Source organism: Pseudoalteromonas sp. NBT06-2, from assembly GCF_002276045.1.
Classification (GTDB): Bacteria; Pseudomonadota; Gammaproteobacteria; order Enterobacterales; family Alteromonadaceae; genus Pseudoalteromonas.
Window position 1 is genome coordinate 1 of sequence record NZ_NQMR01000013.1, and the last position, 21,295, is coordinate 21,295.

General features: G+C 34.7%; 16 protein-coding genes. 4 read left to right on the forward strand and 12 right to left on the reverse strand.

Features of this window, described 5'->3' with window-relative positions; all coding sequences use genetic code 11:
• Nucleotides 1-276: 276 nt before the first annotated feature.
• The 3 genes from pgsA to uvrY all read right to left on the reverse strand — a co-directional run bounded on the left by pgsA (nucleotide 277) and on the right by uvrY (nucleotide 3,530).
• Nucleotides 277-828 (reverse strand): CDP-diacylglycerol--glycerol-3-phosphate 3-phosphatidyltransferase, encoded by a 552-nt coding sequence (pgsA, locus tag CJF42_RS03750; protein WP_095365397.1) that lies wholly within the window; start codon nucleotides 826-828, stop codon nucleotides 277-279.
• A 188-nt stretch (nucleotides 829-1,016) separates the two neighbouring features.
• The gene (uvrC, locus tag CJF42_RS03755) at nucleotides 1,017-2,837 is read right to left on the reverse strand and encodes an excinuclease ABC subunit UvrC (protein ID WP_095365398.1); all 1,821 of its coding nucleotides are present in this window, start codon (nucleotides 2,835-2,837) and stop codon (nucleotides 1,017-1,019) included.
• Between the two features lie 39 nt (nucleotides 2,838-2,876).
• The gene (gene uvrY, locus CJF42_RS03760; protein ID WP_095365399.1) at nucleotides 2,877-3,530 is read right to left on the reverse strand and encodes a UvrY/SirA/GacA family response regulator transcription factor; all 654 of its coding nucleotides are present in this window, start codon (nucleotides 3,528-3,530) and stop codon (nucleotides 2,877-2,879) included.
• Between the two features lie 243 nt (nucleotides 3,531-3,773).
• Between uvrY and cysK the strand changes: the two genes are divergently transcribed.
• Both cysK and CJF42_RS03770 read left to right on the forward strand, forming a co-directional pair.
• Nucleotides 3,774-4,742, forward strand: a complete 969-nt coding sequence (cysK, locus tag CJF42_RS03765) for a cysteine synthase A (protein WP_095365400.1) — start codon at nucleotides 3,774-3,776, stop codon at nucleotides 4,740-4,742.
• Nucleotides 4,743-4,970: 228 nt separating this feature from the next.
• Entirely contained in the window at nucleotides 4,971-5,414 is a 444-nt protein-coding gene (locus tag CJF42_RS03770; protein ID WP_095365401.1) for a hypothetical protein, read from the forward strand.
• A 44-nt stretch (nucleotides 5,415-5,458) separates the two neighbouring features.
• On the opposite strand, the gene CJF42_RS03775 is transcribed toward CJF42_RS03770, so the two are convergent.
• Complete coding sequence (locus CJF42_RS03775; RefSeq protein WP_095365402.1) at nucleotides 5,459-7,735, reverse strand: acyl-CoA dehydrogenase; 2,277 nt, start codon at nucleotides 7,733-7,735, stop codon at nucleotides 5,459-5,461.
• A 449-nt stretch (nucleotides 7,736-8,184) separates the two neighbouring features.
• Here CJF42_RS03775 and CJF42_RS03780 point away from each other — a divergent pair, with 449 nt between their 5' ends.
• Both CJF42_RS03780 and CJF42_RS03785 read left to right on the forward strand, forming a co-directional pair.
• The gene (locus tag CJF42_RS03780; protein ID WP_095365403.1) at nucleotides 8,185-10,023 is read left to right on the forward strand and encodes a M2 family metallopeptidase; all 1,839 of its coding nucleotides are present in this window, start codon (nucleotides 8,185-8,187) and stop codon (nucleotides 10,021-10,023) included.
• A 385-nt stretch (nucleotides 10,024-10,408) separates the two neighbouring features.
• Nucleotides 10,409-13,546 carry a TonB-dependent receptor gene (locus CJF42_RS03785; RefSeq protein ID WP_095365404.1) on the forward strand — a complete coding sequence of 1,046 codons (3,138 nt, stop codon included), beginning with the start codon at nucleotides 10,409-10,411 and terminating at the stop codon, nucleotides 13,544-13,546.
• 59 nt (nucleotides 13,547-13,605) lie between these two features.
• On the opposite strand, the gene CJF42_RS03790 is transcribed toward CJF42_RS03785, so the two are convergent.
• The 8 genes from CJF42_RS03790 to CJF42_RS03825 form a co-directional block, all read right to left on the reverse strand.
• A complete protein-coding gene (locus CJF42_RS03790) occupies nucleotides 13,606-13,956 on the reverse strand; it encodes a putative porin (protein WP_095365405.1) in 351 nt (116 codons plus the stop codon).
• Between the two features lie 14 nt (nucleotides 13,957-13,970).
• On the reverse strand, nucleotides 13,971-14,435 hold the full coding sequence (locus CJF42_RS03795; RefSeq protein ID WP_170940469.1) for a putative porin: 465 nt from the start codon (nucleotides 14,433-14,435) through the stop codon (nucleotides 13,971-13,973).
• A gap of 198 nt (nucleotides 14,436-14,633) precedes the next feature.
• The gene (locus tag CJF42_RS03800; protein ID WP_095365407.1) at nucleotides 14,634-15,008 is read right to left on the reverse strand and encodes a PH domain-containing protein; all 375 of its coding nucleotides are present in this window, start codon (nucleotides 15,006-15,008) and stop codon (nucleotides 14,634-14,636) included.
• Between the two features lie 12 nt (nucleotides 15,009-15,020).
• Nucleotides 15,021-16,022, reverse strand: coding sequence for an aminoglycoside phosphotransferase family protein (locus tag CJF42_RS03805; RefSeq protein WP_170940470.1), 1,002 nt, complete (start codon nucleotides 16,020-16,022; stop codon nucleotides 15,021-15,023).
• Nucleotides 16,000-16,917 (reverse strand): ABC transporter ATP-binding protein, encoded by a 918-nt coding sequence (locus CJF42_RS03810; RefSeq protein ID WP_095365409.1) that lies wholly within the window; start codon nucleotides 16,915-16,917, stop codon nucleotides 16,000-16,002. Before CJF42_RS03810 ends, CJF42_RS03805 begins: the two co-directional genes overlap by 23 nt.
• Complete coding sequence (locus tag CJF42_RS03815) at nucleotides 16,914-17,654, reverse strand: ABC transporter permease subunit (RefSeq protein ID WP_095365410.1); 741 nt, start codon at nucleotides 17,652-17,654, stop codon at nucleotides 16,914-16,916. Before CJF42_RS03815 ends, CJF42_RS03810 begins: the two co-directional genes overlap by 4 nt.
• 191 nt (nucleotides 17,655-17,845) lie before the next feature.
• Nucleotides 17,846-19,336, reverse strand: coding sequence for an MFS transporter (locus CJF42_RS03820; RefSeq protein ID WP_502694771.1), 1,491 nt, complete (start codon nucleotides 19,334-19,336; stop codon nucleotides 17,846-17,848).
• Nucleotides 19,329-21,218, reverse strand: a complete 1,890-nt coding sequence (locus CJF42_RS03825) for an alpha-amylase family protein (RefSeq protein WP_095365412.1) — start codon at nucleotides 21,216-21,218, stop codon at nucleotides 19,329-19,331. Before CJF42_RS03825 ends, CJF42_RS03820 begins: the two co-directional genes overlap by 8 nt.
• Nucleotides 21,219-21,295 lie beyond the last annotated feature (77 nt).

Below are 21,295 nucleotides of genomic sequence, written 5' to 3' on the forward strand. Positions count from 1 at the left end.
TGCGCTGCCATAAAAAACAAAACCGCTTGTTAAATTAACAACACATATAGTGTTAATTAATTTTTAAAGTTATTAATGACACTCAATTCATGAACACTATCTTTAAAAGGTTGTGTTCTAGCAATTTGTCTTCAACCACTTTGTTTTTTATGTTTATGAGTTGCTCCCCTCTCAACACGAACGCATTCTACAGAGATTATATTACGCGTCAACACTAAAATGTCACTTTTAAACTGTTTGCTCATTTTTCAGCTAAAGCGTTGTAAAAATGCACACTTAACCCGCGTTCTCACTTAAATCTGACCATGCAACATGTAAATATTGCACCATTGACCATAAAGTAAGAACCGTTGCTAAATATAAACAGGCATAACTTAAATAAGTCATCCAAGTATCATATTGCCAAGTGAGTCCCATTATGGATAACATTTGAGCAGCTGTTTTTATTTTCCCTAATTGAGATACAGCCACAGTACCTCTTTTACCTTGTTCTGCCATCCACTCTCTTAAAGCTGAAATAATAACTTCTCTACTTATAATTAAAACAGCTGGAATTGTTATATATATACTTTGGTAATGCTCTACTAATACAATTAATGCAACTGACACCATCACCTTATCAGCAACAGGATCTAAAAATGCTCCAAAGGGAGTTGATTGCTCAAGTTTACGGGCTAGATATCCATCTAGGACATCGGTAACAGCTGCTAACCAAAAAACAAATGCTGCGCCTAAAAAGGCCCATGAATAAGGTAAATAAAATATCACCAAAAAAATGGGGATAAGAAAAATTCTGAAGGTTGTTATAATATTAGGTATATTCCACATAAATACTTGTGTTTACTTTTTTGTATATTCGCATGAAGAATTATCTTTACCATACAAATGATTAAAATTAAATTTAACTCTTTGTTTATTACTAACCCAAAGTCAAACCCGATAATAAGCTTATTACAAGCTCTCCTTATTTTTATTCTGAAATTCTCCTATCTCATATTTCCCAACATGGATTTTTGTTACTTATCATGTAAGTGATTATAAATTTTTTCGGCTAATTCAGGGCTGATCCCTGGTACTTTCCTTAATTGTTCAATATTTGCAGCAATCACACCTTGTATTCCTCCCAAGTATTTCAATACTGCTTGTCTTCTTTTTTGACCTACTCCCGATATTTCTTCTAATATCGATTGATTGCGTTGTTTTTGCCTTTTATTTCTATGTCCAGCAATTGCAAATCGGTGAGATTCATCTCTTATATGCTGAATTAAATGCAATGCAGGTGAATGTGAATCTAAATTAATGGTTTTTCTACCGCCATCCATTAATAAAGTCTCTAATCCAGGTTTTCTGCTTGTTCCTTTTGCTACACCTATTAACAAAGGCAACTTTTCTAGATGCCAATTTTGAAAAAATGTTTCCGCCTGAGATAACTGCCCTTTACCACCATCTATAAATATAACATCAGGTACTTTTGATTCATCAATCATTTTGCTATAGCGCTTATTTAATGCAAAGGCCATGGCGGCATAATCATCTCCACCTGTGATCCCAGTGACATTAAAACGTCGATATTCTTTTTTATTAGGTCCATTAGCATCAAATACGACACAGGAAGCTACTGTATTTTCTCCCATAGTGTGACTAATATCAAAACACTCCATACGATTAATATTATCTAATTGCAGTGTTTCTGTTAATAAATCATATCGTTTGGTAATTGAATCTTTTTCGCTTTGCTTAATGACGATGTTATTTAATGCATTTTTATTTGCTAATTGCAGATATTGATATTTTTCTCCTCTCGATACAGTCTGTAATTTTATTTTCCTTTCGCTGACTTGTGATAATGCAATTTCTAATTCTTCTTGCTCAGCATAAGTAAAAGGTAAAATAACTTCTTTTGGTACGCGAGATCCGTTAGTAACAGAAAGGTAATATTGCGATAAAAAAGATGATAAAACTTCAGTATCAGTCGAATCTTTAGGGATTTTAGGGTAAAAAGTTTTACTTCCCAAAATCTTATGATCACGAATAACCAAAATATGAATTGCCGTTAAGCCATTCTTTGATTCAAACCCTATCACATCTAATTCCGCATGGGTGCCAGAAACTGATTGTTGCTCCTGCATTTTGCTCAATACAAGAATTTGATCTCTAAAGGTGGCTGCTTTTTCAAAATTTAGCTCTGTGCTTGCCGCTTCCATTTTTTTAACTAGCTCTGATATGATTTGTGAAGATTTACCACTTAAAAACAAACGAACAAAAGCAACTTGCTCCATATAATCACTTTCATTGATTTCATTTACGCAAGGTGCCGAACAACGTTTTAACTGATATTGTAAACAAGGTCTACTACGGGCACGATAATAAGCATCTTCACATTGGCGTACGGGAAAGATTTTTTGCATTAAACGTAAGCTTTGCGATACCGCTCCTGAACTTGGATAGGGTCCAAAATACTCACCTTTGATTTTTTGTGCGCCACGGTGAAAGGTCAATCTGGGATGAGTATGATCAGTTAATAATATGTAAGGATAAGACTTATCATCTCTCAGTAAAATATTATATCTAGGTTGATATTGTTTTATAAAGTTATTTTCTAATAACAGCGCCTCTGTTTCTGTATTTGTAAGGGTGACTTCTATACCATAAATATTTTTAACGAGTGCGCGGGTTTTACTTTCAGGTATATTTTCCCGAAAGTAGCTAGAAACCCGCTTATTTAAATTTTTTGCTTTACCAACATAAATTACTTGCTGCTCCTTATCTAACATCCGGTAAACACCCGGTTCTTCAGATAAAGATTTTAAAAATGTTTTTTGATCAAATGACTGCATTAATGTACTCAAACTATTTTTACTTCAGGTCTAAACCAATTAAAAACCTTCAGAATCAATATCAATCATTTTATGGCGGATTGCTAAGTGTGTTAATTCAACATCTCCACCTATATTTAACTTTTCGAACATACGATAGCGATAACTATTGACCGTTTTAGATGTTAGATTTAATTGCTCTGCAATACTTTGTACTTTTTCACCTTTAGTGATCATTAGCATGATTTGTAATTCACGGTCCGATAAGCTTATAAATGGATTTTTATCAGTACGTCCACTAAATTGCGCTAAAGCAATTTGTTGCGCTATTTCGGGTGCAATATATCTCTGGCCTGATTTAACCGCTTTTATAGCATGAACCATTTCATTAGAACCTGCACTTTTAGTTAAATAGCCATGTGCACCCATCTGCATCACTTTACTTGGAAAGGGGTCTTCACAATGGACTGTTAATACGATCACTTTAACATCTGGGCATAAACGGCATATTTTTTTAGTTGCCTCTAGGCCACCGATACCAGGCATATTCATATCCATCAATACAATATCAGGATGATTTTGACGACAAAACTGAACAGCTTCTTCACCTGTTTTAGCTTCACCTACAACTTTAAAACCGCGAACATCGTCAAGAATACGCTTGATCCCCGTTCTAACCAGCTCATGATCATCAACTAACAACACGTTTATCAAAGGCCTTTCCTTTTCGGATAAATTATTAAACATAAGTTATAACTATGCCAGAATAATCAAAACTCACCGCGCTGTAAACAAAGATGTGGCTGCTTTCGACTTATTCTTATACCATTTAATGAATATTTTATTTTTAATTTATCGTTTTGATATAAGTTATAGCCAAACTTTACTTTAATTTTGGCTAATACGTTGTATTGTTGATACATTGACTTTATATTTTAATTGATAACAAGAGATACTATGTCTAACATATTTGAAGATAACTCACTAAGCATTGGCAATACTCCTTTAGTGAAACTAAACCGCGTTACTAAAGGTAATGTACTTGCAAAAATAGAAGCTCGTAATCCAAGTTTTAGCGTAAAATGTCGTATTGGCGCTTCTATGATTTGGGAAGCAGAAAAATCAGGAGAGCTAACAACTGGTAAAGAGTTAATAGAGCCAACTTCTGGTAATACAGGTATCGCTTTAGCGTTTGTAGCAGCATCACGCGGTTATAAATTAACTTTGACTATGCCAAATACGATGAGTTTAGAACGTCGTAAACTATTAAAAGCACTTGGCGCGAATGTCGTTTTAACAGAAGGCGCTAAAGGCATGAAAGGGGCTATTGAAAAAGCACAAGAAATTCAACAAAGCGCACCAGAAAAATTCATTTTATTACAACAATTTGAAAACCCAGCTAACCCTAAGATCCATTTTGAAACTACTGGACCTGAAATTTTCAAAGATATTAATGGTAAAATTGATTACTTTGTAGCCGGCGTGGGTACTGGCGGTACAATTACTGGTGTTAGCCGTTACCTTAAAATAGAAAAAAATCTAGATATTAAATCTGTTGCAGTTGAGCCTGCTGACTCACCTGTTATTCAGCAAAAATTAGCAGGTAAAGACTTAACGCCAGGTCCTCATAAAATTCAAGGTATCGGTGCAGGTTTCATCCCAGGTAACTTAGATTTAGAAATGATAGATGAAGTTGCACTTGTTACTAACGAAGAAGCAATTGAAATGTCTCATAGGCTTATGAAAGAAGAAGGTATTTTAGCTGGTATTTCATCAGGTGCTGCAGTGGTTGCCGCCTCTCGTATTGCTGAAAAACCAGAAAATGCCAATAAAAACGTTGTTGTTATTTTACCAAGCTCAGCAGAACGTTATTTATCAAGCCCACTATTCGCAGATCAATTCAGCGACGATGAATTAGTACAATAATCTAATATCTATACCCGTGTTACTTGGAAATGTCGGTTTCAGAGATCGGGTATATATTTATAATATCTGATATAAAAGTCAGCTTAAATATTAAGCTGACTTTTCCTTTTTATAGCCCTCGGCTAATAAAATAGCATTTCATTTCAGTTCAAGACTTTACAAGTCATTATTTAACATTAAACTTAAATTAATACCTCTTAATAACCGTAAAATATATAAGGTTTATAGATGCATCCAGTACGAATTTTTTTCACTATTTTTCTTATGGTAATTTTAACTGCCTGCTCTGATGATGGTCCAGAAGTATCTGGTGATAATGCTTCTCCAGAATATGCGGCAACTGTTTTCTTCTATGCCATTTATGAAGAAAAAGATTTGAAAAAAACCATGTCTTTAGCAACACCTAAGCTAGCCAGAATTATTAAGTCATATGGCAGCACTCGACAATTTGCGAGAAACTTGATTAACATGCAGTTCGATACTGTGAATATAGAAATAGATAGAACAAGTAAAAGTATTCGTAAACGTTATGGCGATAAAGCAACAATTACACTTATTTTTTCAGGTACCCTGAATGGTCGTAATGTAGATGATATGCGTAGTGTTAAATTAATAAATAAAAAAGGAAAATGGTTTATTAAAAAAATTATTGACGATCCTTACGCTAGGTAAAAAGTGTTGACGCAGTATGAAGAACCCATACTGCTTTAAATTCATTAAATTTCCTTCTTTTTAAAATTATCAACCGAAATAGCAGCCATTCTTAAAGCATTAGCTTTAATCATTCCATCTACTTGAACAGATGTGAACAAGCCAATCTTTAGTGATTTTTTCATTGAATCTTCAAAAGTTAAATCTGAACTTAACTTCCCTTCTTTAATCGCTTGCTTCAAGTTATTAAATAAACCTTCGCACTGGTGCATAGCAACAAATGCTGATTCCATAATATGCATACCACCTGCATCGCCCTCATGGCATAAATGCGATAAACGATTTCTCATCACTCCAGGTTGTAGCATATGAAAGCAAACTGATTTTGATACATCATCTGGTACTTGTTTATAATGATTACCTAAAGGAAAAACTAAACGTTTTAAAACGAAAGCAAACGTTCTTGAAGGGAAGTTTTCAAATAAACCATCAAAAGCTTGACCTATTTGATACAAACTATGATCTAAAGAATAACAAACAAAAGGCAAATCAGATTGTTGTCGACCTTCATCTTCAAATCGTTTAAGTACCGCTGAAGAAATATATAATTGGCTCAATACATCCCCAAGCCGAGCAGAAATCATCTCTTTTCGTTTAAGATCGCTTCCCAAGGTTAGCATGGTGATATCAGTACAAATTGCAAGAGAACGACTCATGCGAGTAAGTTGTTTATAATATTTCGCAGTAGGACCACTTACAGGTGATCTACTAAACATAGCACGTGTTAAACCATGACCTAATGCACCACCGGCATTAGTAATTGCAAATAAAACATGTTTGATTAATAAATCATCGAAACCTTGTAATCCTTTATCAAAATCAGGCTCACTCGCTGCAGCCATTTCTTTTAATATATACGGATGACAGCGCGTTGCACCTTGACCAAAAATCATTAAATTACGTGTTAATATATTTGCACCTTCAACGGTAATTGATATTGGCATGCCCATATAAGCATGGCCTAAATAATTATTTGGCCCTAACTGAATACCTTTACCACCATGAATATCTAGTGCATCATTAATAACTTTACGGCTCATTTCTGTCATATGATACTTTGCGATTGCAGTGATAACTGAAGGGCTCAATTTTAAGTCAAGTGCCCCTGCCGTCATAGTACGCATAGCTTCTAAGCTATATGTAAATCCTCCAATTCGAGCTAATGAATGTTGTATACCTTCAAATTGACCGATAGATAAGCCAAATTGTTTACGTACATATGCATAAGCCCCTGTCATTTTTGAACAAGTATGCCCTATAGCTGTTGCCATTGCGGGTAGTGAAATACCTCGACCTGCGCTTAAACATTCAACTAACATGCGCCAACCTTTACCACAAAATTCAGGCCCTCCAATGATCCAATCTAAAGGAATAAAAACATCTTTACCATAAGTTGTACCATTCATAAACGCCATAGCCATAGGATTATGACGTTCGCCAATGATAACGCCTTTATGATCAGTTGGGATTAAAGCACACGTAATGCCGATTTCTTTTTTATCACCGAATAAACCATCAGGATCAAACATTTTAAATGCTAACCCTAAAACACTTGCTACAGGTGCTAAAGTAATATAGCTTTTTGACCAATTTAGACGAATACCAATCACGGTTTTACCTGCGAATTCCCCTTCACAAATTATGCCCGTATCTGAAATACTAGCTGCAGCAGATCCTGCTTCAGGTCCTGTCAGTGCAAAACAAGGTACTTCAGAACCATTAGCAAGTTTAGGTAACCAGAAATCTTTTTGCTGCTGTGTTCCATAGTGTATTAATAATTCACCTGGTCCTAAGCTATTTGGGACCATAACAGTTACTGCCGCACTTAAGCTGCATGTGGCTATACGAGATACAATTGTAGAGTTCGCTATCGCTGAAAAATCTCGACCACCAAATGATTCAGGAATAATTAACGAGAAAAAACCTTCATTTTTCAAATATTGCCAAACATCTTCTGGTAAATCTTTATCTTCATGCACTATTTTGTAATCATCTAACATATTACACAGTGTATTTACCTGATTGTTTAAAAACGCATTTTCTTTATCTGATAAGGTAGGTTTTGGATACGAGTGTAATATATGCCAATCAGGAGTGCCTTTAAATAATTCGCCATCCCACCAAATATCACCTGCTTCCATTGCTTCACGCTCTGTTTGAGATAAAGGCGGTAATACCTTTTTAAACATTTTAAATGCAGGCCGCGTGATCAAGCTGATTCTTATATCTTTGACAAAAAATATAATAAAGACAGTCACTATTAGTAATAACAAAATAAACATTTACAATTTCCTTTGAAAACATTGTTTTTTTAAAACCATTATTTATACCCATGCTACATGAAAATGCGCGATTTCAGCAAGTCGAGAAGCGGCTATATGCGAGGCATAAGATGTGTCGTTAAGTCATTCTCACAGATATCTTATAACAACGCAGTTGGCCGCTTATCGTCTTGCCCTAGGGAGTTTGGGTAAAAAACGATTACGGTGTGATGATTCATCGTCAGGGAATCCCATGAATTACAAATCCCCCCTTGTACTCGACTCCTACCCAAGCTCTGAAACCTACACTTCCAAGTATTACGGGTATAAGTCTAGCAAGAATTTATAACTTTATGATTTATTTATTACTTAATAAATTCTCTTTTATTAAATATGCCAAAGATAATTTACCAAATCTTATCCCACTGTTATGATAACCACGATAAAAACACACAATTCTAGGGTTTACAATGAAAACTAAAATATTCAAGCCAAGCATTACAGCTTTAGTTGTTGCAAGTACTTTAATGATAAGTGCTTGTAACAATAAAGATGATAAAAAAACAACAAGTGTTATTCAACAAGTAACTACAGCTGATGCAACATTATTTCTAGAATCCACTGAAAAAGAATTAGTTGCTTTATATCTTGAAGCAAGTCGCGCTGAATGGATTTACGCAAACTTCATAACCGAAGATACATCTCAGCTTTCTGCTGAAGTAAATCGTAAAATGACTGAAACAGTTGTTAGGTTAGCAAATGAAGCAACTAAATTTAATAAAATTACATTAGATACAGATAGCCGTCGAAAACTAGACAAGTTAAAACTTGCACTCACTTTACCTGCTCCACAAGATGCAGATAAAACAGCACAATTATCTCAACTCGTTGCAAAACTTGGTGGTCTATACGGTAAAGGTAAATATTGTAAAGACGGCACAGAATGCCTAAGTCTTGGTGATATGACGGCTAAAATGGCGACAAGTCGTGATTACGATGAACTATTAGATTTATGGCAAGGTTGGCGTCAAATAGCAAAACCTATGCGTCCTTTATATGAACAACAAGTAGCGCTTACAAACGAAGGTGCTAAAGAGTTTGGTTATGCCGATACCGGTGCTATGTGGCGTAGTAAATATGATATGCCAGCTGATGATTTTGCAAAAGAGTTAGACCGAGTTTGGAGTCAAGTAAAACCTTTATATGATTCATTACATTGTCATGTTCGTGCAAAACTAGGTGATAAATATGGCACTGATAAAGTACCTCAAAATAAGCCTATTCCTGCACATTTATTAGGTAATATGTGGGCTCAAAGCTGGGGTAACATCTACGAGTTAGTGGCTCCTGACAATGCTGATCCTGGTTATGATGTAACTAAGCTATTAGCAAAACATAACTATGATGAAGTTCAAATGGTACGTGGGGCAGAAAAATTCTTTACTTCAATGGGTTTTAAGCCATTACCCGACACTTTCTATGAACGTTCATTATTTACTAAACCAAAAGACCGTGATGTACAATGTCATGCGTCAGCTTGGGATATAGATGCTAAAGACGACTTACGTATTAAAATGTGTATTCAGCGTACCGGTGAAGAATTTTCAGTTATTCACCATGAATTAGGTCATAACTTCTATCAACGTGCTTATAAAGATCAACCACTTTATTATCAAGAAAGTGCGAATGATGGTTTTCATGAAGCAATTGGCGATACTATCGCATTATCTGTTACTCCTGGTTACTTAAAAGAAATTGGTTTATTAGATAAAGTACCTGATGAATCTAAAGATTTAGGCCTATTAATGAAAATGGCAATGGATAAAATTGCATTTATTCCATTTGGCTTAATGGTTGATCAGTGGCGCTGGCAGGTATTCTCAGGTGAAGTAACACCTGAAAACTATAATAAAGCTTGGTGGGATTTACGTCAAAAATACCAAGGCGTAATGGCACCAATTGAACGTACTGAAAACGATTTTGATCCAGGTGCTAAATACCACGTACCAGGAAATACACCTTATACACGTTATTTCTTAGCGCATATATTACAATTCCAATTCCATAAATCTTTATGTGAAATTGCAGGTAATAAAGAAGCGATACACAGATGTTCTGTATACAATTCTAAAGAAGCTGGTGAACGTTTAAATACCATGTTAGAAATGGGTTCAAGTAAAACTTGGCAAGAAGCATTAGCAGTTGTAACTGGCAAGCCTGAAATGGATGCCTCTGCCATTTTAGAATATTTTGCACCGCTTAAAAAATACCTAGATGAGCAAAATAAAGACCGTCAATGTGGTTGGTAAACTAAATCGACAACGTATTTTTAGTTAATCCCCTTTGTAAAAAGTAAGCTGTCTTTTCTTACTTTTTACAAAATTATTTTAAAATAATTAAGCCAGCGACTATTTACTCTAGTGGCTGGCTTTATTGAGTAAATTACTATTAATTAAAATTGCGCGGAAAATTAAATTAAAAAGCAAAAGCACTCTCCTAAATCATTAACAATGATAACTGTTCAATAGAATAAATATTCTATAAAATACTTTCCTAACAAATTACAAAAATACGATGAATTTAATAAAGTTATAAATTTTTAGTCTATCATTCTTAAAACTGTCATCAAAGTTTGACAAGCTGAATTTCAAAATACAACAAAATCAACAATATTACTCATTACAGGAAGCTAAAATGAAAATGCAAGTGCGCAAAAAGTTTTTACCATTTGCTATCGCAGCAAGTCTAGGCTCAGTGAATACCTTTGCTAATGATACTGCTTCAGCATTAAAAGGTTCAATCATAGGGCCAAATGGCAATCCGGCAACAGGTACCAAGATAACCATTACTCATATTCCTTCAGGCTCTGCTAAAACAACACTCATTGGTCAGTCAGGTGGTTTTAGCACTAAAGGTCTTCGCGTTGGTGGTCCATATAAAATCGAAGTTGAATCAGAGCAATTTGAAGATACTGTTGTTAATAATATTTTCTTAACTTTAGGTAAGACATACCCAATATCTGTGCAACTAAAATCAAAATCAGATATGGAGCAGATAGTTGTTACAGGTCGTCCACTATCAATGCAATCAGGTGGTACTGGTCCTGCAACACATTTCACCTTAAGTGATATTGAAAACCGCCCTGCAATTAATCGTGATATAAAAGATATTGTTAGAACTGATCCGCGTATATACATTGATGAATCAAGCAGTGGTGCGATTCAATGTGCCGGTGGTAACCCAAGATTCAATAGCTTGACTTTAGATGGCGTTCGTATGAACGATAACTTTGGTCTAAATAGTAATGGTTATCCCACTGAGCGTATGCCTTTTTCTTTTGATTCAATTGAACAAGTTGCTGTAGAACTTGCACCATTTGATGTGCAATATGGCGGTTTTACCTCATGTAACATCAATGCTGTATCAAAATCTGGTACTAATGAAATTAATGGTGGTGTTTTTGTTGATTATACCAGCGATTCATTATCAGGTGATAAAGCCGATGATGTTTCAAAAGACATCGGCAGCTATGATGAAAAACGCTACGGTTTTAACGTAGGCCTACCATTAATAGCAGATACTTTATTTTTATTCACTTCATATGAAAAATTAGAAGGCTCTCAAATTTTTGAGTACAACGCTTTTGGTACTGGTGATAATGATATTGATCAATCCATAATTGACCGTATTATTGATATTGCAAAAACTAAATACGATTATGATCCCGGTACATTGGTACCAAGTATGCCTGTTGAAGATGAAAAGCTATTAATTAAACTTGATTGGAATATAAACGACGATCACCGTGCTAGTTTTGTTTATAATTACAACGATGGTTTTAGTTTAAGCCAATCTGATGCTAGCTCTAGTCGCCTCTCTTTATCGAATCATTTTTATGAACGTGGTGCTGAACTTCAATCATATGTCACATCTATCTATTCAAACTGGACCGATGATTTTTCTACAGAAGTGAGAGTTGGTTATTCAAAGTTAGATAACCGTCAAATTTCTCTTGATGGTACTTCAGGTTTCGGTGAATTTAGAGTGGAAACTGAAAATGGAAGTGTTTATTTAGGACCTGATGATTCTCGCCAAGCAAACAAATTAAAATATGATAATTTATCGTTAAAACTCGCAGGTAATTACTACCTAGGTGACCATGAACTTTCATTTGGATACGAAATGGAAGAACTTGATGTATTTAATATGTTTGTACAACACAATGAAGGCGAATATCGCTTTAGTAAAACAAAAATCACTGAAAATGGCATAGAAAAAACAATCAGTGCCATTGAGAATTTTGAAAATGGTGTCGCACGTGTTTACTATGGTAATGCAAGCTCTCATAACCCTATAGACGCAGCCGGTGAATTTAAATACGCTTTAAATACGCTTTACGCACAAGATAAGTTTGACTTAGTTGATTACGACATGACTATCACTATGGGCTTACGTTATGACTGGTATACAAGTAATGATATACCAAACCAAAATGACGCATTTCAAGCGCGTTATGGTTATTCAAACCAACAAAATTTAGATGGTGTGAGCTTATTACAACCAAGACTTGGTTTAAATTGGCGTTATGATGATCAACTCGAAATTCGTGGTGGTATAGGCTTGTACTCTGGCGGTAACCCAAATGTTTGGATTTCTAATAGCTATTCAAATGATGGTATTCGTAATATTCAAGTTAATCAAAAAAATATGCAAATTCTTGGTCCTGATGCTGTTGCCTTTAATGGCACAGGGCGCCCAGGTTACGATATCCCTGTAGATTTATTTAATGAAGTTGGACAAGGTGGGGCTGATGACAGTACTAATGTAACAGATCCTGATTTTGAAATTCCATCTGAATGGAAAGTATCCCTAGGTGCTACTTATATCAATGAATCTGATTATGTCTTCAACGTTGATTACTTATATACCAATAAACAGGATTCAGCAGTAATTTATAACTTAGCTGATAAAGTGGTTTCTTTAGCACCCGACGGACGCCCAGTTTATGATAGCGTAAACCATAAATATAAGTCAGACTTTTTGTTAACAAATGCTGAAGGTGATGATGCTTATTCACATGTGTTATCATTTTCGGTGAATAAATCTTTTGATAATGGTATCGATGTAGCAGCATCATATGCTTATACCGTAGCAGAAGAAATTCATCCAATGACTAGCTCTGTAGCCTTCTCTAACTATCATAATATTGCTGTTTCAAACCCTCAAAATCCGGATTTAAGCACTTCAAATTATGAAATTCCACATAGATTTACCTTGAGCTTGGGCTATAGTCATGAATTTATGGCTGGATATAAAACACGTTTTAACCTATTTGGTCAAGCAAGCCAAACAAATCCATACTCGTATACTTTTTCGAGAAATACACGTGGTTTAGGCTTTAATGATGAAGATCGTCAATTACTATACGTACCAACTGAAAATGATTCTAAAGTTACATACGGTGAAGATTTTGACCTAGAAGCTTTTAACAACTGGGTAAGTAGTGAAGGGTTAACACGAGGTCAAATAGCTGACCGTAATGAAATAGATGGTGACTGGTGGCTGACATTTGACTTAAAAGTTGAACAAGAATTTGCCGGTTATACTGATGAGCATAAAGGATCAGCATACTTTGTAGTTAAGAATGTTGGCAACCTATTAAATTCTGATTGGGGTGTACTTAAAAATGGCGATAGCATGCAAGCTGCTGTTACTGCTAAAGTTATAGATGGCCAATATCAATTTAACGAGTTCCATAACCCAGCTGGAACAAGTGTACAATTTAAACCTTCGGTTTGGGAAATTAGATTAGGCGTGAAATATACATTTTAAATAGCAACTACATGGCTATCTATATTAAAAAACCAGTCAAGAGACTGGTTTTTTACAAACTAAAACTGCGCAGAGAAATTAATTGAATAGATATCATAATCTGACCAGGTATCATCAGATGCATTCGATTGATACCCTACACTTAAAGCGTAGTTTTGGTTAAAGAAGTGTTTTGCGCCTATTGAATAATCATCTTCATCATTATAGCTAGTTGATATAGATGTTTTATCATTAAAGTAAAAAGCTAAATTACCCGATAAGTCATTATCATAATCATAATCATAATCATCATCATGATGGTGATAACTAAGTCCTGCCACTAAATACTGACCACCATCTAAAGCACGAAAATATTTAGATGAAAGCATTTGATGATTAAAATCATCATCCGTATTGTAAGGAAAACCAATGTAGTCTCTACCCTCTAATTGGTGATTATATGAAGCGAAAAGTGATAATCTGTATCAAAGCCTTTTGATTTATTTGCATATGCGTTAACTATCAAATCTTCTGAAATAAGATAACCAACTCTCGCGTTATAATGATCTGAGCTACCTGAGTCATAATCATAATATGAATAAGATCCACCAATTACAAAGTTGTTAATAAATAAATTACCGCCACCATTAAAGCGTTCAGAATTATCATAGTGAGAATAATTTCCAAATACATTGGTTGATGAGTTAATATATTTAAATTGATCTAACGGCCCTAATGTTTGTTGTTTTTCGAAAAAATATGTTATGCCAACACTTGTTGCATCATAAGAACGGCTACTATCTACATTAGTGTATCCTATTGAAGAAAAAGATTGATATTCCTCAGCCATTACAATTGAGACAGATAAAAGAAGGCTTGGGGTGATTATTAATAATGGTTTCAATTTCATTTTATACATTCCTAATTGTATATATATACCTGACTTTATAAGTACATTTTGAAGTTGGTATGTATAATAATTCGGATATTTAATAATGGTAAGTTATTAACTGTTTGAAAATGTAGTAAATATTTCCATTTGGAAATAATAGATCTTAATAGAGAAGCTAAATTGTTGTGCTTCCCTATTAAGTTTCATATTTGTATTTTATAGTACAAACTGACTTAAGATTTTATACACATCATTAATATTATCACCCGCTTTAAATTCTTTAGTTAAAGGTTCAAGCTCTGAGCCTATCCAGATTTTTAACTCAGCATCTAAATCAAAGTGCCCTGCACTTTCTTTACTAAACTTAGTTACTTTTGAATACGGAATTGAAAGTAACTCAACTTTAGATCCAGTTACACCTTGTTTATCAACTAAAATTAAACGTTTATTAGTAAATACAAACATATCTCTAATTACTTTATATGCTTTTTGTATTGCTTCGCCATCTATTAAACAATCGCCAAGTACTTTGTCTAAATCATCGCTGTCTACTTCACTGGCATTACCTAGTAAACCACTTAAAAGACCCATATTAATTTCCTTTTATAAGTTGAGCGGAAAAAGCTTCGATTCAGCTTCTTTCCAATTACTTGTTTGTATTACATTTGGTACTGTATTGATAATATAGTTCAATTCACCCGTATGACGCAGTAATGACAATGCCATACATTGCTCCACTAAAGCCTGTGGATTATCTAAATTATAGCCATAGCCTTTTAAATAACTTTCAAAAATAGTTTTATCAGATAAAGCAAGCAGTAAACCAGGTGATGTAAATTCAAATACAGGCTCTGGACATACAACTGCATCACCAAAATCAATAATGCCGCATAATTCAATGCCGTTTTGTGTACGTTTTACCAATAGATTCCCAGGGTGAAGGTCAGTATGAATAAAACAGTTCTTTCCTGTTTTATATTCAATATTGATAGAATCTAAATAAGGCTTTAAATCCGATAAAAACCTTTGGATTAATCCTTGTCTTTCACGTTTCACATACACATTTTTAAATTGTGTTTCTAGAAATTCTGGCCAATTAAGTGTGATCTCTGGTAATTCAGGAACTTCTAGATCGTGTAATACTTTAGAAAATTGACCTAATTGTTTAGCAATTTCAACTTTATCAGCTTGCGTTGTTTCAGTAAGAATATTTGATAATATTTCTCCTTCAACAAAACTCATAAAAATATAATCCCAATTATGATACTTTCCATGAAGCATTAATTTAGGTATAGCTAAATCGAGTTCGACATCATCAAATAACTTTAGAGCAGCAATTTCAGCTATGGCTTGTTGAGACCAGTTTGGTGGCACAAGTTTTAGAACATACTTTTCTTCAGCTGTAAAAATAAAAACTGGATTAGCCCCTTCATCCACTCTTTCACAGTGAGTAAACTGAAGATTGTTGATATTGGCTAAATGCGCTACTAAAGGGTGCCAAAATTCAAAATCTAGATGATCTATCATGTCACAAGCTAAATCATAATCTGGATTTTCAGGCAATGATAATGCGCTGTTATAATCAGCTAAAAAGTTGGTTTTCAAGTGTTTTTCCATTAATCATTTGTTTATATTGCCAATCATTATCATGGCATAATTGTAAAATCTGAATATCTATTGGTAAGTCATTTTTTCCAGGTTCTATACTAATTAAATATTCTTTATCTTGCGTTTTTTTAACTTGTGTCACTTGTAAGATGGATTTTAACTTTTGTTCAAAATCAGGAATCACACTTGCCATTCTTAAAGTAATATATGATAAGTCAGCTTCATTGGTTAAAGTTTGATGCTCCCTTAACACGCCATTTTCCAAATACAATACTTGTTCACATAAGCGCTCTAATTCACTTAAATCATGAGAGCTTAATATAAAGGTCGTTTCACCCGACAAGTTTGCAACAAGCTCTCTGACTTCCCTTGCATGTAAAGGATCTAACCCTGCGGTAGCTTCATCTAACATCACAATTTTTGGTTCACCTATTAAAGCTTGAGCTATGGTTACACGCTTTCGCATACCATGAGATAACGCCTCTGGTTTTTCATTTAAAACCTCTTTTAGACCAACTAAATCTAACGTACGCTGTGCTTCATATTTACTTTTTCTAGTATCAAATCCTTGTAATTGTCCATAAAACTTAAGTTGTTGTGCGATTGAAAATCGCGGGTCTAACTGTGCATCTTGAGGTAAAGCGGCTAAATTGCCAAATGTAGCTGCACTACCAGGTTTATGTCCCATTATTGAGACTTCACCGGAAGTTTGCTGAATATAACCACATAAAATACTAAATAAAGTGGTTTTACCTGCACCATTTGGTCCAACAAGAGCCACAGGTGCACCTTTGTTAATTTCAAAAGACACATTGTTTAATGCCTGTTTTGCACCAAATAGTTTATCGATATTAGAGACTTTAATTAAAGGCTGATTTTGTAAAGCACTCATAATGCACTCCTTTTCATAAAGATGCTGGCTAACGCTAAATATGCCGATGTTTGTACTAAAGGAATAATATAATGACTTAAGCCAAGTCCTTGCTGACCAACAACTTCATCCAATTGCATTCCAGGAAACACATAGTTAAGGTAAGCCGCCGTAGGAATTTTATACTCTAATATACCAACAAATATTGAGCCCAAGCCAAAAAATAACAGTGTCATCACTGCTGTTAATTTTGCAGATTTCACAAAACTATTAAAAAATGCCATTAAAGCAATAAAAGGTAATACAGCGATAAATAATTCTTTAAACAAGTAAATTGATTTAGTTAAAGCAGGTATAAATAAACTCGCATCACGCCAAATTGCCATTATAGTAGTTGCAAACAAGGTCAGTAAAATAAGTACTGAAATTATCATCACTTGTCCTAAAAATCGACCAAATAATATTTCATTCCTACTTGCGCGAAGAGAGATAAACCTTAAAGTGCCACGCGTTCTATCTGCACAAGTTTGGTCGCTTGTTGCAATCACAGCAAATATTGGAAATGAATAAATGGCAATTAACCAATAAAGTGATAACTCCGAAACTGGCCAATTGAGTAATTCAGATAAGCCTAACACGCCAAACATTTGTTTGGCCATGTCTTTAAAGCCTTCTGAAGAAACAATACTCACAGCCGAATTTACTGGGTAATATAAGATAATAAACCAAGCTGTTGCAAAAGCAAGTACTGCCAACATGCCCCGTTTGGTAAAAAATAAACGTATTAATTCAAATTTGATTAAGGCCCAAATGCGCCAGGAACTAGATTGTAAATGTTGTACGGATAGCAAAATAACAGCTCACTATTTTATTGTTTTAGTTACCCTAATATTGAGGCACTAAAATAGCGAGCTTTCTTTTGTAAAAAAACATTAAAATTTATTGTGGGTCAAGCATTAGTCACTTCAATATTATTCGTTTGGACAAACTCAGAATTCGTTTCTTTAATAAATATCACTGAAACAGCGCCTAAAACCATAGAGCCACCAGCAAGCATGATAATATTAATCGCCTGATTTTCAAAAACAGTACTTAAGATCCAACCAGCTAAAATACCCGAAACAATTTGCGGTGCAGCAATAGTAAAGTTAAATATTCCCATATATACACCCGTTTTTTGGAGCGGTAATGAACCAGCCAAAATAGCATAAGGTAAAGCTAGGATAGCCGCCCAAGCAATCCCCACTCCTATCATAGGAATAAATAGTGTAACAGCCCCTTTAGGTACTGTTATTTCAGTGATAAATAAATTAACTAAGGTAGGCTCAGTGTTTGAAATCAGCATAAAACTTAAATAACCTAAACCACCCGCTAATAATGAAAGTGAATACACCAACTTGCGGCCAAACGTATTTGCCAATTTTGCTAAAACGATTGAGAAAAAAGCCGCAAATAAAGAATATGCGGCAAATAATATACCTACCCAATCGCCAGCCGCTCCTTTAGCTTGTGCGATATGTTCTGGTACACCTCCAGCAGATTGAATATAAGTAGGATCAAACCACTTTACGTCTATTCCCCAAACATGTTGCGCAATTGCAGGCATGGTATATACCCACATAATGAACAAAGCAAACCAAGAAAAAAATTGCACTACAGCTAAACGTTTCATTACTACTGGCATAGATTTCATTAAACCAACAAAATCTTTCAGTTTTTCAGTCAGTGTTTTCTCTTGTGCTTGTTCTTTAGCGACTTCATCACTATCCATACCTTTAAATGCATAATATTCTTTAGGTGCATATTCTTTTGTTCTAAATACAGTCCAAAGCACAGTACCTAAAAGTACAGTAGCACCGATATAAAATGCCCACACAACAGAAGGCGCAATACTGCCTGCTTTTGAAGTATTTTCCAGGCCCACAACATTAGTTAGTACAAAAGGTAAAATTGAACCAACAACGGCACCTATATTAATTAGGAAAGCTTGAATTGAATAACCTTGATTCATTTGCTTGTCTGGTACCATATCTGATACCAAGGCACGAAATGGCTGAAAAGCAATATTAAATGATGCATCCATTACGGCTAACATCATGGCACCAAATAACATCGGCGTTATAAATGCAACAAATAACGGCGCATTAGGCATTAATAACATGCCAACAGTGGCAGAGATTGCACCTATTAATATATAAGGGTTACGTCGGCCAAATCGATTCCAAGTACGATCCGATGCAGAGCCAACTAACGGTTGGATCAATAACCCCATAATAGGCGCTACTAACCAAAATAATGACAGTGAATGCAGATCTGCACCCAAATCTGATAAAATTCGGCTCACATTTGCATTTTGTAATGCAAAACCAAATTGCACCCCTAAAAAACCAAAACTAACATTCCATATCTGCCAAAAACTTAACTTAGGTTTATTATTCATTATTTTTTCTCACTTTATAAACTAAAGACCCGAGTGCCGGTATATTTAATTTTATTAATCCTTGACCATTTTTCACTATAAGTGCGTTAGTATCACCAGATAACGCATCTACTAAAGTATATTGCCCATTGTTCAGTTGCCATTGTGTTATTAATTTTTTAGATATTGATACTTCAAGTTTAGCTTCTGATGTATCAAATTGATTGATCACGATATAGCTTTGTTTTTCATTAAAGCGGGTAAAAGCTAATAATGATGATTTCTTTTCTTCTTGTTTTATTTCAAGTGGTGAAAACGCGCCATCTGCAAAAATACTATCGTGAGATAAGTTTAATAAACGACTATAAAAAGTGCGTAAGATTTGTTCTTTCTCAGTTAACAAGCCGCCATCAAATTTACCTTTATTCATCCATCGTTGATGAGCAGGTACACCAATATAATCAAAAATACTTGTGCGACTCGGTTTGCCAAATCCTGCATCTTCAGAGCCATCTTCACCTAACTCTTGACCAAAATATAATAAATTAGGTGCAGCACTTATTAAGCTAGAGACCACCATAGCCGGTTTACCTTTATTGCCATCCCCTGCAAATTCGGGGCTAGCAATGCGTTGTTCATCATGATTTTCTAAAAAATGTAACATGTGCTCAGAAATATCTGAAGATTTTTCAAATGAGGTGAAAAGTGTTTTTGCATCTTGTTTACCCTGCATGATAGCTTTCAACGTGTCATAAAAATCGACCTTATCATATAAATAATCCATTTTTCCTAATTGAATAAATGGACGGTACAAACTTGGATTATAAACTTCAGCAAGAATAAAGGCATCTGGATTTTTTACTTTGATAGAAGAATTTAAAAAACTCCAAAACTCAACAGGTACCATTTCTGCCATATCATATCTAAATCCATCTACGCCCTTATCTACCCAATAAAGCGTAATATCACGAAATTTATACCAGCTATCAGGTAAGTCTTTATTCTGCCAAAAATCAAAATGAGCTTCATAACCCAACTTTTCATAACCTTTAGGGAGACTTGGGAAGTCATAACTGCCATCAGGTTTAACACCATAGTTAACTTTTACAGTCTCATACCAATCATTAAAATGAGGTTGTGCTTTACGACTACCATTACCTGTCCACTTTGCTGGTGATTCTAAAAACTGACCGTCCGCTAAAATATGTTTATCACCACCTAATGTTTGATAATCATTTAAAGACTCTGGCACCTTGAAATCTTCTCCAACAACATAATAAAAGTTATTATTTTTAGCATATTCTAGGCTAGTATCATCATTGGCACCAAAATCAGACACTCCTTGAGGGTTAGATAATGACTTATAATTTCGCGCAATATGATTAGGTACTATATCTATAATGACCTTCATATCATGTTGATGAGTACGTTTGATCAGTGATACAAATTCGTTTAAGCGGTTTTTAGGGTTTATTGCAAGATCTGGATTAACATTATAATAATCTTTTATGGCGTATGGTGAGCCCGCACGTCCTTTAACGATATCAGGGTCGTCATGGCTAATACCAAATTTAGAATAATCAGCAATTACACCATGATGTAATACCCCTGTATACCAAACATGGCTTACACCAAGGGCTTTTATTTCTGTTAAAGCGACATCTGTGAAATCATTAAATTTACCTACACCATTTTCTTCAAGTGTTCCCCATACCTTATTATTTGTATTTTTATTACCAAATAAACGCGTAAACACCTGGTATATCACCGGCTTTGTTTGGGTTAGTACTTGAGGGTGAGCTTGTTTTCTCGCACTTTCGCAAGACGTTAATGTGCCAACACCGATTACTAAGCATGACAGCAGTACAAGTTTCGATTGTTTTAATGTTTTTTGATACGTCACTTTATGAACCTTTAGTTGCCTGTATCAAAATACTAATCTTAACCTGCGCTGACTAACATGCCTTGCATACGTATTCA